Annotated in this window: 14 protein-coding genes; 9 read left to right on the forward strand and 5 right to left on the reverse strand. The window is 50.5% G+C overall.

Features of this window, described 5'->3' with window-relative positions; genetic code table 11:
- A partial coding sequence (locus tag ACUVQO_RS05635; protein ID WP_445924913.1) for an RAMP superfamily CRISPR-associated protein occupies positions 1-1568 on the forward strand: 1568 nt, incomplete at its 5' end.
- Here the strand turns inward: ACUVQO_RS05635 and ACUVQO_RS05640 are convergent.
- Positions 1488-1850: a methyltransferase family protein gene (locus ACUVQO_RS05640; RefSeq protein ID WP_445924950.1), complete on the reverse strand. Its 363-nt coding sequence runs from the start codon at positions 1848-1850 to the stop codon at positions 1488-1490. The two genes, ACUVQO_RS05635 and ACUVQO_RS05640, sit on opposite strands and share 81 nt — an antisense overlap.
- A gap of 236 nt (positions 1851-2086) precedes the next feature.
- Here ACUVQO_RS05640 and lnt point away from each other — a divergent pair, with 236 nt between their 5' ends.
- Positions 2087-3724, forward strand: coding sequence for an apolipoprotein N-acyltransferase (gene lnt / locus ACUVQO_RS05645; protein WP_445924914.1), 1638 nt, complete (start codon positions 2087-2089; stop codon positions 3722-3724).
- A gap of 197 nt (positions 3725-3921) precedes the next feature.
- Positions 3922-4245, forward strand: coding sequence for an ATP-dependent Clp protease adapter ClpS (gene clpS / locus ACUVQO_RS05650; RefSeq protein ID WP_445924915.1), 324 nt, complete (start codon positions 3922-3924; stop codon positions 4243-4245).
- Between the two features lie 60 nt (positions 4246-4305).
- Here clpS and ACUVQO_RS05655 read toward each other — a convergent pair whose 3' ends face one another.
- The 3 genes from ACUVQO_RS05655 to ACUVQO_RS05665 all read right to left on the reverse strand — a co-directional run bounded on the left by ACUVQO_RS05655 (position 4306) and on the right by ACUVQO_RS05665 (position 6010).
- Positions 4306-5136 (reverse strand): Npun_R2479 family HD domain-containing metalloprotein, encoded by an 831-nt coding sequence (locus tag ACUVQO_RS05655; protein ID WP_445924916.1) that lies wholly within the window; start codon positions 5134-5136, stop codon positions 4306-4308.
- 208 nt (positions 5137-5344) lie between these two features.
- The gene (locus ACUVQO_RS05660; RefSeq protein WP_445924917.1) at positions 5345-5590 is read right to left on the reverse strand and encodes a TIGR02450 family Trp-rich protein; all 246 of its coding nucleotides are present in this window, start codon (positions 5588-5590) and stop codon (positions 5345-5347) included.
- A gap of 24 nt (positions 5591-5614) precedes the next feature.
- Complete coding sequence (locus ACUVQO_RS05665) at positions 5615-6010, reverse strand: MAPEG family protein (RefSeq protein WP_445924918.1); 396 nt, start codon at positions 6008-6010, stop codon at positions 5615-5617.
- Positions 6011-6137: 127 nt separating this feature from the next.
- On the opposite strand from ACUVQO_RS05665, the gene ACUVQO_RS05670 reads away from it, so the two are divergent.
- The 6 genes from ACUVQO_RS05670 to ACUVQO_RS05695 all read left to right on the forward strand — a co-directional run bounded on the left by ACUVQO_RS05670 (position 6138) and on the right by ACUVQO_RS05695 (position 10786).
- Positions 6138-6938: a pentapeptide repeat-containing protein gene (locus tag ACUVQO_RS05670; protein WP_445924919.1), complete on the forward strand. Its 801-nt coding sequence runs from the start codon at positions 6138-6140 to the stop codon at positions 6936-6938.
- A 219-nt stretch (positions 6939-7157) separates the two neighbouring features.
- The gene (locus ACUVQO_RS05675; protein ID WP_445924920.1) at positions 7158-8495 is read left to right on the forward strand and encodes an S-layer homology domain-containing protein; all 1338 of its coding nucleotides are present in this window, start codon (positions 7158-7160) and stop codon (positions 8493-8495) included.
- Positions 8496-8586: 91 nt separating this feature from the next.
- Positions 8587-9051 (forward strand): CBS domain-containing protein, encoded by a 465-nt coding sequence (locus ACUVQO_RS05680; protein ID WP_445924921.1) that lies wholly within the window; start codon positions 8587-8589, stop codon positions 9049-9051.
- Between the two features lie 176 nt (positions 9052-9227).
- Positions 9228-9890, forward strand: a complete 663-nt coding sequence (nblB, locus tag ACUVQO_RS05685; RefSeq protein ID WP_445924922.1) for a phycobilisome degradation protein NblB — start codon at positions 9228-9230, stop codon at positions 9888-9890.
- A 144-nt stretch (positions 9891-10034) separates the two neighbouring features.
- Entirely contained in the window at positions 10035-10355 is a 321-nt protein-coding gene (locus tag ACUVQO_RS05690) for a hypothetical protein (protein ID WP_445924923.1), read from the forward strand.
- Positions 10356-10462: 107 nt separating this feature from the next.
- On the forward strand, positions 10463-10786 hold the full coding sequence (locus tag ACUVQO_RS05695) for a TatA/E family twin arginine-targeting protein translocase (RefSeq protein WP_445924924.1): 324 nt from the start codon (positions 10463-10465) through the stop codon (positions 10784-10786).
- A 292-nt stretch (positions 10787-11078) separates the two neighbouring features.
- Here ACUVQO_RS05695 and aceA read toward each other — a convergent pair whose 3' ends face one another.
- Positions 11079-12524, reverse strand: a complete 1446-nt coding sequence (gene aceA / locus ACUVQO_RS05700) for an isocitrate lyase (protein WP_445924925.1) — start codon at positions 12522-12524, stop codon at positions 11079-11081.
- Between the last annotated feature and the right edge of the window lie 4 nt (positions 12525-12528).

Here is a 12528-nt window from a genome sequence, read left to right on the forward strand (position 1 = left end):
GTGGCTCAGTCTATACAAAACTTTGTCAAAGAACAGAACTCCTTGCTGGTGGAACTGAGAATACTCTCCGGGTTTCTTTTAGCTGGAGGTTGCGTGTCGGTGGTACTCGTGGGTTTCGTGAGTTGCTGCTACCCGTCTTCCATCCCGTTTTTGGGGTACCTTACATTCCTGCTTCCTCTCTAAAAGGTGCAGCAAGAGCTTGGGCTAGACGAAATGGAGAATCGAAAAATGAGATTAGCAAGATCCTTGGCATCCTGGAAGGAAAGACTGCCCAGGCAGCGAAAGTGGAGTTTCTCGATGCTTTTCCAACAAAAAAATGCCTGAGTGTGGATGTAGCTACCCCTCAATGGCATTGGCAAAATCACAACGTTAAGTATAAACCAGAGCCGCATCTATTATTGAGCATGGAGCGGCCTGAATTTTTGATTGGGTTGTGTCCCACGAAACCAGAGAATGCAAAATACATCCCGGTTGTTAAAAAATGGCTGGAAAATGCTCTGAAATCTGGAATTGGCTCCCGTGTCAGTAGCGGATATGGTCGAGCATTGGAGCAAATTGCTACATTACCCCATAGTCGAAGCTATAGCTTTGAACTGTGGACACAAGGAATGTACGGTAGCGAACCACCATCGAAACAAAATCATTGGCAAGGAGAGGCCGAATTTCGTCCTACAGCAATTCGTGGGATTTTGCGCTACTGGTTCCGAGCAGTTGCTCTCAGTCTTTATGAGCCATTGGTTTGTCGAGATTTAGAAGATAGGGTCTTTGGTAAACTAAGCCAACAAGGTCAGGTGTCAGTTAGTACTGTTCACAATCCATCCAAACGAGATGAGCCTCCGTATCTATACGATGGCAAGATTTATCTAGAAGCAACTGAGCAGAAATATCTAGACTTACTTGAAAAACTTTTGATTCTTGCATCTCATTTAGGAGGGGTGGGGCGGGGTTCGCGCCGTCCTTTACATTCCCTAGACATTAATGGAAACGAGCATGTGCGAGGTTGTCACTGGACTGTAGATGCTAATGACACTCCTCTAGCATATGATCTGATGCCTTGGCAGCAACTGTTCAAGCAAATTAAGGATACATTCGAGAGAATTCAATCTCCTATAACTTCTCGAAACAGCAGCCCCGAATCTTCCCGCGGAAGGCAACAAGATGTTTTGGATGTCAACGCCCAGGTTTGGTTAGTAAAGTCACCTAGCCAGACTCCGCCAGATAAGGTCTCGAATTGGCATAAGGAAGGTCTGCAAGAGAGCGTCCGAGGCGAAGCTCTAAGTCTTTTCTATAGTGACCATCGCTTCAAAGGCAAAAATAAGACAGGCCAAGGTAACTCCGAAGTAGGAGGTAAATTAGAGACCCCATCTTTCGTCTGGATCAAATCCGTTTTTCCGAAAGTTGGCTATCCATATCAAATTGTAACAATTTTTGGAATTGATCAACCAGATCGTCTCGCCTTTGCAAAAGAACTCGACGAACTTGCCAAGTCATCTGAAGCAATCCTGGTATTTGGGACAATGCCGAACAAAAATTCTCAACGGAGTAATCATCCAACCCGTAGAAAATGAATGAGACTGCGATCGCAATTCCTCTCTGACCTCGCCGCCATCCCTGAAACCATCCCACACATCACGCAGGGACTCAGGCACATCACTCCGCAGGCAGTGAGATAAGGGCGTTAAGGTGAAGATTCCCACTTCGGTTTCGGCAAAAACTCCTACACTCGCCAGGGCACGCATCAAGCGGTATACCGACGGAGCGTGGGAGCCAGTCAGGGTCGCTAACTCTGTATAAGATTTGGAGCCAGTTTTCAATTGATTGGCAATTCCCAACCTGGCCGCTGCATAAATGGATTGAGAAACCTAGCACCCCGTAATCATTTGTATCATCTGCATGGCAGGTGGTGTTATATCAGGCTGGCCTGCAGGAGCTTGGGAAAGAGTAGTTGCTCGCATTTAATCACCTCAATTCTTCTGAGTAATCAACACTCAGCTAGCGCTTCAGCAAGATAGGCTAGGAGAGCTTTCATTTGCAGATACGTTCTTGAGCGTCTATTGGATTTGTGAGAAGAAATCGATCGCGTTTCATGACCAAACCAAGCTTCCCGCCATTTCCCAAACGATTTCTCAGTCTCTCCTCCAATCCCCTCTTTCAACTGGGACTGGTGTTTGTGAGCGGCATCGGAATGGCACTGGCCGCCGCCCCGATCAATACCTGGGGTTTAGCCTGGATTGCGATGGTGCCGTTATGGTTGGCAGTTATGAGATCAGCGATCGGGGATCAGCGATCGGGTAAAGCGCGATCGCTGATCCCCCACTCCCCACTCCCCTTTGCCCTGCTTTGGGGCATCGGCTATCACGGCACGGCTCTCTCCTGGATTGCCGGATTGCATCCTCTCATGTGGCTGGGCATTCCGTGGCTGGGTAGTGTGGCGATCGTGCTTTTCTGCTGGGCCTTCATCACCCTCTGGGGAACTGCCCTGGTGGTCATTTGGGCATGGATATTGAGACGACTGATCCAATTCAAAATTCAAAATTCAAAATTCAAAATTATCTTGGTGGGAACCGCTCTCTGGTGCGGCCTGGAGTGGCTGTGGAGTTTCACCCCGCTCTACTGGACTTCTCTCTCATTCACCCAAAGTCCTGGCAACCTATTCATTCTGCACCTGGGACAACTCTCTGGCCCATCCCTGATTACCGCCGCGATCGTCGCCATTAATGGTTTACTTGCCCTCGCATGGCTGCAAGTCAGCCAAAATCCAAAATCCAAAATCCCAAATTCTTTTGCCTTGCTGAGTGCGATCGCCCTTTTCCTCGCCCTCCACGCGGCGGGCTTCGTCCTCTGTAGCCAGCCTCTCAACCAGCTCCCTGATACGGCCTTAAAGGTAGGCATTGTGCAGGGCAATGTGCCAACTCGAATTAAATTATCTACTCAAGGAATTCGACGGGCGATCGAGGGCTATGTCATGGGGTATGAGACATTGGCCAATCAGGGGGTACAGGCCGTATTAACCCCAGAGGGAGCTTTGCCCATCTTCTGGGATATCGATCGCAATCCCTTGCGACAGGCCGTTTTGAGACAAGGAGTAGCCGCCTGGTTGGGAATTTTTGTGCAGCAGGAGCGCCAGATTACTCAAAGTTTGCTGGCGATCGCGGGCAATGGGGAGGTGGTTGGACAATACAACAAAATTAAGCTGGTGCCACTGGGAGAATACATTCCCTTTCAGGAAGTTCTGGGAGCAATCATTAGCCGCCTGTCTCCAATTGAGGCATCGATGGTGCCGGGAACCTCAGCCCAACGATTTGACACGCCCTTTGGTCGGGCGATCGCCAGCATTTGTTACGAATCCGCCTTTCCAGAACTATTTCGGGCACAAGCTGCCGCCGGAGGCCAATTTATTCTCACTGCCTCTAATCTGGATCCCTACAGTGAGGTCTTGATGGCCCAACACCAGGCCCAGGATTTAATGCGAGCGATTGAAACAGATCGCTGGGCGGTGCGAGCCACCAACACAGGTTATTCAGGCATCATTGATCCCCACGGGCAAATTCTCTGGCGATCGCGGCCCCATACTTATGAAACGCATGCAGCAACCATCTACCGTCGCCAGACTCAAACCCTGTACGTGCGTTGGGGAGATTGGTTCACTCCGCTATTATTGGGTCTGGTGGCGATCGTGGTGGTCATTTCACCGATGGGCGATCGCAGAGCAGGATCAGGATGAACACCCAATCATGGCCAGGCCTCATGACAAGGATTGATAACTACGCCCTATCGCTCTCGAAGTAAGTACGTTACGATCACTTACTAGATTAAACTTTGTCCAAGTTGAGAACTGTAGTTTCTCTGATTGAAAAACGACCGTTCTCTAGCTGGACTTGCTTTATGTCAATCCTTATAGAACATCCTTCTCTTTCGGCTATGAGCGTTATCGATGTAGTAAGTTCCATAGTTGCTTCAGTTCCTGCAACAGCCCCAACTCGCTCCAGCGAAACTGTTCGCCAACACTATCCCAACTACAAAGTGATCGTGCTGAACGATGATTTCAACACCTTTGAGCATGTAGCCAACTGTCTGGTCAAGTACGTTCCGGGTATGACCCCCGATCGCGCCTGGGAACTGACCAATCAAGTTCACTTTGACGGTCAGGCCGTAGTTTGGGTTGGCCCCCTGGAACAAGCCGAACTTTACCACATGCAACTTGATCGAGAGGGATTGACAATGGCCCCGTTAGAAGCCGCCTGAACAAGTTATGAGTTTTAAGTTTTGAGCTTTGAGTTAAAACTTGAAACTCATAACTTCCTCCTACATTTCCTCATGTTCCACCATGAACACATTGGCATACAGGCTGGCGATAATTTGCTGGCCTTGTTGGGTCAAGTTAAGAAACCGGAGCGCGGGTTGGATATAGGGATAAACCGTTTTCCAGTAAAACTGAGCATAGTTCTGGCGTAGCTCACCCGGAGTGCGGTAGTTGAGAACTTTATTCATGCCAATCTCTTCAAACTCATAGAAGAGGGCGGTGATTTTCTTCAAATAACGTGGGTCACTGAGTTGACCGATTAAATCAGAGGCTCTTACCAGACCGGGATAGTTTGAGGTGTCCTGGTGGTCTTCTTGTGAAGGAACGGGAAAGCGGGTCAGTTCAATGTTGCGCTTGATGGTCTCGGTATCCAGCAACTTGTGTCCGCCGAAGCGCTCTTCAATGAACAACTTGCCGCGATCGACATGGTACATCGTCAAAGCTGCATCTGTTACACCGGCAGGTAGGGCGATGCGGGTGCCATTAATTCCCGTCGCGCAGAGATTTCCCTCATCCTGCCGACACACTCCCCGCACGTATCCAATGTCGTGACAGGCGAGCGAAATAATGAAATGCAACCAGTCTTCCGGTAACACCCCACCTTCCCGGATGTGCTTTCCCCGTAGCACTTCCTGACCCACCAGGGTAACCAGAATCGTATGTTCAACGTCATGATAGAGGGCATCGCTATTGGCGATATTTTCCAATGCCATGCTCCCAGCCCAGGCAATGATATCGGCATAATCGGCTTTGAGATTGCCGTAAGTCTTGCGGTATCCAGCTTTCAATTGCTGAACAAAGGCATTAATCAGAATTTCGGTTGCGTTGAACATGGCCTGTGACCTCCATAGGTCTGTCTGAAACGAGACAATCCTCTCCTATGAGCTATTCATCCACATGGAGATAATGATGCAGAACCTGGACTGGCAGAACAATACCAGTAAATTGCTTTCTTTCTACTATGCCGTGTTCTTCGCTGGGGTTGGGGTGATAATTCATGGGGCAAGGAGTGATCGCAGGTCAAGCCAGGAGTGACCTCTGTTACACAGTGTCCTGGCTGCTCTCCGTCAGAGATTGCCAGCCAGCCAGCCACAGCGATCGCTGCTTCAGCTGCTTGGCATTAATCCAAAAGCGAACATTCGGATCACAGGCCGCCACCATTTCTGCAAATACCCATGAACCCTGGTTTTTGCGATTTACCACCTGAAAGTGTCGCCAACCCTCCACTTTCTGATGCGCTGTCCATTTCGACCCCACTAGATGGGGAAACTTTTGTTTTCGTTGCATGGCTGCGATTCCCTATGGCTGCATTCATAATTGCTGAAAAAGGACACGCATTACTCCTACCAATGCTCCGAGCAGCAGGGCGATCGTTGCCAGAGCGGCAATCCCAAATCCAGGAATGCGTTTTTCGGCAGCCTGATAATACCCCCAGGCATAGAGGATCCGCCCAACAATCCAGACTGCTCCCAAAACAGAACCCCAAACAGAGCTGACATACTGACAGAATAACCAGAAAGCAGGCAGAAATAGCACCAGTTGTTCCAGGGTGTTTTGCTGGACTCGCAGCACCCGCTCAAAATTGGGATCACCAGACATTTGTGGCGGCATAACTTTGTACTTTACCCTGGCTCTACCCACATTAATTCCCAAGACGAAGTAAAGAATAAGGGCCAGTAGGGTAATCAAGGCGGGATAAGGATTCATAAAAGTTTGCGATCGTAATCATCAAAAACCACTGTAAAACCTGACTACCTCCGATTGTATTTAAAATCTGGCAACATCCTGCTGCAAAGTTTGCAACTTGCGCTTAAATGGCTTCACGTCTCTCTGCATGAATATGAAACCTACTACCGTAGCAATCGCAACCCTCCTGACCAGCCTTAGCCTCACGTTACCAGCACGCGCCGAAAATCTGGAGCACAGTCGGCAGTTGCTATCTACGCGGCAATGTCCGGGTTGTGATTTGAGTAACGCAGGTCTGATTTTTGCCGAGTTGTCAGGAGCTAACTTAAGTCGGGCAGACCTCAGCCGGGCGAATCTCAGCCGGGCGAATTTGCAGGGAGCCGACCTGCGAGGGGCCAATCTAATGGGCGCTTCATTAAATGGGGCCAATCTTACTGGAGCCAGGTTGGATGGAGCTAATTTGATGGCGGCTGATCTACGAGACGCTTACCTGATCGGAGCCGTGATGGATGGAGCCACGGTGGATGGAGCATTATTGGCAGGAGCGATCGGATTACCAACCACGATAGGAACAGCAGAAGATTTCTATCAGTTAGCCATTCAAAACGAGCGGCGACGAGATTATGTGCGCTCCACTGAAAACTTTACTCAGGTGATTATTCGTAAACCCACCTTTGCTCCGGCTTACTTTGGGCGGGCTGCAGCGCGTGCTCAAGGCGGCGATCGCACTGGGGCGATCGCGGATGCGCGGGAAGCCGAACGCCTATTTAACAGTCAGGGTGATCAAAAGAATGCTGAACTGGCCAACAAATTCGCCATGTTGCTGGAACGTCCCCCAGCAGAAGAACAACCGAAAGGCGGCAGTGGCATTGGTACGGCCTTACTGGGTCTGCTTGGCGGAGCACTGCAAATTTTCCTGAAAGGCTTTTCGATCGTTCCATTCCTTTAAAGATCTTGCAGGAGAATTAGGGGAAGCACCTTAGTAAGCGATCACTTGGCATGAGCAGTGGCAGGCAGAGCATGAAGCCAGGGTGACCCGTCTTAAAGCTATCCTGGCGGCTACAGCTATCAACAGGCGATCGGGTATCGCTTTGCGCTAGCGTAGGAGCAGTGAACTCTCGGTGTTAGTGACGTGAATTGCCCTTCTCGGTCTTCAGTGTCTCTGGTTTTGGCAGTTGTATTGTTGCTGCCCCTGGCAAGTTGTGCCAATTCTGGTTTTGGTGACTCCCTGCAAAACTCCCTGGCAGCAGATCCGAGGCTGAAAGAAACTTCGCCGGATGGTAGCTTGCAGTCTGTCAATGGAACACCCTCCCTGGCTGCAACATCCGCTCAATTACCAGAAAACTTTCCCAGTGAAATTCCTCGCTATCCCGGCGCTCAATTGCAAGTGGCCAAGGCTAGTGGCGCAGACAGCCCTCTCCCCGGAGCACAGAGCACCCTCACCGAGTGGAACACTTCAGATACCAGCGATCGCGTCCTGGCTTTTTATAAGGAACAACTGCAAACTGGCAACTGGACATTAGAGCCAACGCCCTTAACCGCTCCCCAGGGAACCCTGGTAGCCCGCCAGAAAGATCTCAAAGTAACGGTCACAGTTCCCAACAGTACGGCCTCCCCGGCTCCCAATCCAGGCACCACTTTCACTCTTCAATACAGTCGCGAATCAGCCTCCACTGCCCAATCTCCCACGGCTTCAATTTCCCCCTCCCTCTCTTCTTCCCCCGCTCCTACTCAATTGGAAGTCTTCCTGGGAGTTAAAGGAACCTCCGATGGCGCGATCGCCCAAGCAAGTCCCGCCCCCCCACCCATCACCTCTACTCCTACCCCTTATACAGATCTGGACAAAGCTCCCAAAGAACTGCAGCAGTATTTAATGGATCTGGCTCAGTTGGGTGTTCTCAGCCTGTCACCATCGGGTGATAAAACGAAAGCAGCCGATACCACCTTTGCTCCTGACAAGCCTGTGTCTCGGCGGGAATATGCTCGTTGGTTATTTGCGGCGAATAATCGACTGTATAGCGATCGTGCCGCTCAACAAATTCGTTCTGGTCAAGCCAGTCAGCCAGCTTTCCGCGATGTTCCTCCTACGGATCCTGACTTTGCTGCCATTCAAGGATTAGCAGAAGCGGGGATTATTCCCAGTTCCTTATCAGGCGACCCAACCGTGGTTACGTTCCGCCCCGATGCCCAGCTAACACGGGAAGCCATGCTGCTCTGGAAAGTGCCTATGGATACCCGGCAGCCTTTACCAATCGCGAATCTGGACGCGATTAAGCAAACCTGGGGCTTTCAAGATGCGGCCCGCATTGAACCCTCTGCCCAACGGGCGGTGCTGGCCGATTTCCAAAACGGGGACTTGTCGAATATTCGCCGAGTCTTCGGTTACACCACCTTGTTCCAACCGCAGAAACCCGTGACCCGTGCAGAAGCGGCGGCCACCCTCTGGTATTTCGGCTACCAGGGCAATGGGGTGTCAGCCAGAGATGCGCTCAAGGGAACCAAGTGAGGTTCTAAGTTTTAAGTTAAAGGTTGAGTTGTGAGTAATTAATCTGCAATTCCCTACAATGGGGTGAGATTGTGTTGAACTTGGGTTCGGTATGACCAAAACTGTTGCGGATGTAATGACTCGTGATCCAATCACGGCAACTCGTGAAACACCGCTAACTGATGTGATTAAGATTCTGGCAGAGCGGCGAATTAGCAGCCTTCCAGTGGTAGAGGGCGGCAAGCTGGTCGGCATAATTTCCGAAACTGACCTGATGTGGAGAGAGTCGGGGGTTACTCCGCCACCCTACATCATGCTGCTGGATAGTGTGATTTATCTGGAAAATCCCGCCCGATATGAACGTGAAATCCATAAGGCATTGGGCCAAACGGTGGGAGAAGTGATGAGCGATCGCCATGTAATCACTATTACTCCCGATAAACCGCTGCGAGAGGCTGCTCAGATTATGCACGAGCGGACTGTCAACAGTTTGCCTGTCTTGGATAGCACAGGACGGGTGATTGGCATCCTGACACGGGGCGACATCGTGCGAGCAATGGCAGCTGAGCAAAGCTAGAAAAATTAAGAATTATGAATTAGGACGTATGAATTGAAAACCGCTTCAAAATTCCTAATTCTTAATTGATAACCCAAGGCGAGCTAGAGAACGGTCGTTTTCCGATCAGAGAAACTACACTTCTGGGCTTGGACAAGGTTTAGTTCAACATTCATAATTTTCTTACTTACTGAGTTATGAGCATTACCCCCGAATCGGTTGGAGAGTTGTTGCAATCGCCAAATCTGGGCGATCGCCTGCAGGCTGTCAACCAAATTCGCACATTAGCTCCCGCAGATGGCTTTGCCTTGATCCAACACGCAGTTACTGATGCCAATCCGCGAATTCGATATGCCGCCGTGAGTCAGCTATCCAGCCTGGGGCAGCACGACCAGAGCCGCACCATCGAAATTCTGCGGCAGTCGCTCCATGATCCAGAACCGGATGTGCAGGCAGCGGCAGCAGATTCAATTGGAGCCTTGCAACTGACTGATGCCTTTGAGGATCTGGAGCAGCTTTATCGCTCCACGTCAGAATGGCTGGTACAGTTCAGCATTCTGGCGGCACTGGGGGAACTGGGAGATAGCCGCAGTTTCCCTCTATTAGAAGAGGCGTTGCAATCTCCCAATGAGTTGATGCAAATGGCCGCGATCGGTTCTCTTGGTGAGTTAGGAGATGAACGAGCAGTGCAATTGTTGATTCACCAGGCAACAAATCCAGATTGGCAAATTCGCCATCGAGTTGCTCAAGCCCTCAGTCGGCTGGGTACACCAGAAGCCAAAGCAACCCTACAACAACTGGCGCAGGATGAGATAGAACCCGTCGCGGAGGAGGCCAAGGCGGGACTGAGCAATCAGTAACCGGAGGAAAGAGAATATTTAAGTTTTACTTTAAAGTTTTGGCAGAGGTTTAATGAGAAGCTGAAGCTTAGCTATCCATCTATAACTGTTAGGTGGAGAAAGTTTCTGCGACTTTTCTCTGTAAAGCATTGCTTTTCTCAAGCAATGAATTTGACTCTGTTTAATTACCTGCCATCTGTAACAGCGATCGGTATTACCTGTGTGGCCCTGGGCGCAACTTCTGCGATCGCCGCCACCTTCAATCCGGCTCCCCTCTTTGAACAGGCTACCCGCTACTCTACCGTGATTCCCAGAAGTGACGGCGGCTCGGATGTAACCCAGATCTACTACCCGGTGCTTCCTGGAGCCACTACAGTTTCAGAAAAATTGCCGATCGCGCTGCTATTTCAAGGGGCATTGATCGATCAATCTGATTACGAAACGTTTGCCAGTACTGTTCCGAAACATGAATACCTGCAGACATAAGTAGGGCTTGAGTCCTTGCCTGCCGCATCGGCTGCCTCTAGGGTTGCAAATCTGTTTTACAATCAGAAACTAAACTAATGAGCATTCCCTATAGGTAGGAGGCGGCCATGAATGTATTTGGAATTGGATTGCCAGAGATGGCACTGATTTTCATTCTGGCATTGCTAATCTTTGGCCCTAAGAAATTACCAGAAATTGGCCGCAGTCTGGGTAAGGCCATTCGGGGATTTCAGGATGCCTCCAAGGAATTTGAAGCTGAATTTAAGCGAGAAGCAGAACAGCTAGAGAAAATGGTCAAAGAACCGATGGAGGCCAAACTGGAAAAACCCGAACAACCGGCCCTCTCTCCAGTTCCAGGAGCCACGGTCACTTCTGAAACAACGCCTGTAGAAGCAGAGGTTGTCGAGTCTAGTGAAGACGCTAAAAGTTGACCAGGTATTTCCTCAAATGGCATGAAGTAGCTGCTGGGATAGAGATAGTCTTCGCCTGATTCATCGACAAAGTGAACTTCTGCCTCACATACTGTTCCATCCTCAAGCCAAACTGTAGCAAGCCCCTTCAACTTACATCTTAAAGAAGAAATCCTCTGTTTACGCGGAGGATCTCGGCTGGACAAACGGGAAGCAGAGAGGAACTGCATTGCGAGAAACCAGGTTTCTGAATCAGAAGCGGCGATCAAGCCATGCCATTTAGGAGCAGCAACCCGGTTTCTGAAACCACACCCTAATCATCAATCCAGGCGAATTCTTCAATTTCCTTGTAGACTTCCTTGGCACGGGCATAGTAGGCTTCTTTTCTTAGTTCTTCCAGTGCCCGCAACTCATCTGACTGGCGAGAGCCACCGTATTGACCGGAATAAGTTGCATAACCAGAGCGGCTGTCATGGGTATCAGTATGGAACTGCTGAGCTTCCGTGGAAGTTGCCATTGCCGTAGTAGAGGATTGACCACCGGAGATCGCCACAGACACCGCATCAAAGTAGCCCGTGCCAACTTCGCGCTGGTGGCGTACCGCCGTATAGCCTTCAGTCTCACTGAGGAATTCTGCCTCTTGCAAGTGAGCATAAGCGGTCATGCCATGCTGCCGATAACGTTGGGCCAACTCATACATGCTGTGGTTCAGGCAATGGAAGCCAGCCAGCGTGACAAACTGGAATTTATAGCCCATTGCGCCCAATTCTCGCTGGAAGGTAGCGATCGTCGAGTCATCCAGATTCGCCTTCCAGTTGAAGGAGGGTGAACAGTTATAGGCCAACAGCTTACCCGGATAGTGTTTGTGGATTGCTTCGGCAAACTGGCGGGCTTCTTCCAGGTTGGGTTTCGAGGTTTCCCACCAGAGCAGATCGGCATAGGGGGCATACGCTAACCCACGGGCAATGCAATGCAATAATCCGGTTTCTGGCTTGAGACGGAAGAATCCTTCAGCGGTGCGTTCTCCAGTCAGGAAGGGACGATCGCGTTCATCAATATCGCTGGTAATCAGACGGGCACTTTCCGCGTCAGTACGAGCCACAATTAGCGTCGGCACCCCCATCGTATCTGCAGCCAGACGAGCCGCATTCAGGTTGCGAATGTGCGCCGCAGTGGGAATCAACACCTTACCGCCTAAGTGACCACATTTCTTCTCGGAAGCCAGTTGGTCTTCATAATGAACCGCCGCTGCTCCGGCCTCAATGTAGGCTTTCATGATTTCAAAACTGTTGAGCGGGCCACCAAATCCAGCTTCGGCGTCAGCCACGATCGGGGCAAACCAATAGGTATCTCCCTTACCTTCCATGTGTTGAATCTGATCGGCTCGCTGGAAGGTGCGATTAATCCGGCGGCAGAGTTCTGGCCCACTATTGGACGGGTAGAGGCTCTGGTCGGGGTACATCGCCCCGGCCACATTTGCATCCGCCGCCACCTGCCAGCCGGATAGATAAATCGCCTTTAAGCCAGCTTTCACCATTTGCATGGCCTGGTTGCCCGTCACGGCTCCCAATGCATGAATGTAATCTTCCTGGTGCAGCAATTCCCACAGGCGATTGGCGCCCATTTCTGCCAGGGTATAGCAGATGGAAACCGATCCCCGTAAGCGGGCGACATCCGCCGGGGTATAGTTACGGCGAATGCCATTAAATCGGCCTGCTGGAGCTTTTGGGATCAATGCGGCAAAAGTTGGTTCAGACATGGTG

It is taken from the genome of Leptodesmis sp., assembly GCF_052746595.1.

Excerpts from the sequence above, each read along its gene's own strand:
- ACUVQO_RS05665 (WP_445924918.1), bottom strand. The coding sequence starts at position 6,010 with ATGAATCCTTATCCCGCCTTGATTACCCTACTGGCCCTTATTCTTTAC.
- ACUVQO_RS05655 (WP_445924916.1), bottom strand. The coding sequence starts at position 5,136 with ATGTTCAACGCAACCGAAATTCTGATTAATGCCTTTGTTCAGCAATTG.
- ACUVQO_RS05690 (WP_445924923.1), top strand. The coding sequence starts at position 10,035 with ATGAATTTGACTCTGTTTAATTACCTGCCATCTGTAACAGCGATCGGT.
- ACUVQO_RS05680 (WP_445924921.1), top strand. The coding sequence starts at position 8,587 with ATGACCAAAACTGTTGCGGATGTAATGACTCGTGATCCAATCACGGCA.
- aceA (WP_445924925.1), bottom strand. The coding sequence starts at position 12,524 with ATGTCTGAACCAACTTTTGCCGCATTGATCCCAAAAGCTCCAGCAGGC.
- lnt (WP_445924914.1), top strand. The coding sequence starts at position 2,087 with ATGACCAAACCAAGCTTCCCGCCATTTCCCAAACGATTTCTCAGTCTC.
- ACUVQO_RS05670 (WP_445924919.1), top strand. The coding sequence starts at position 6,138 with ATGAATATGAAACCTACTACCGTAGCAATCGCAACCCTCCTGACCAGC.
- ACUVQO_RS05660 (WP_445924917.1), bottom strand. The coding sequence starts at position 5,590 with ATGCAACGAAAACAAAAGTTTCCCCATCTAGTGGGGTCGAAATGGACA.
- clpS (WP_445924915.1), top strand. The coding sequence starts at position 3,922 with ATGAGCGTTATCGATGTAGTAAGTTCCATAGTTGCTTCAGTTCCTGCA.
- nblB (WP_445924922.1), top strand. The coding sequence starts at position 9,228 with ATGAGCATTACCCCCGAATCGGTTGGAGAGTTGTTGCAATCGCCAAAT.
- ACUVQO_RS05695 (WP_445924924.1), top strand. The coding sequence starts at position 10,463 with ATGAATGTATTTGGAATTGGATTGCCAGAGATGGCACTGATTTTCATT.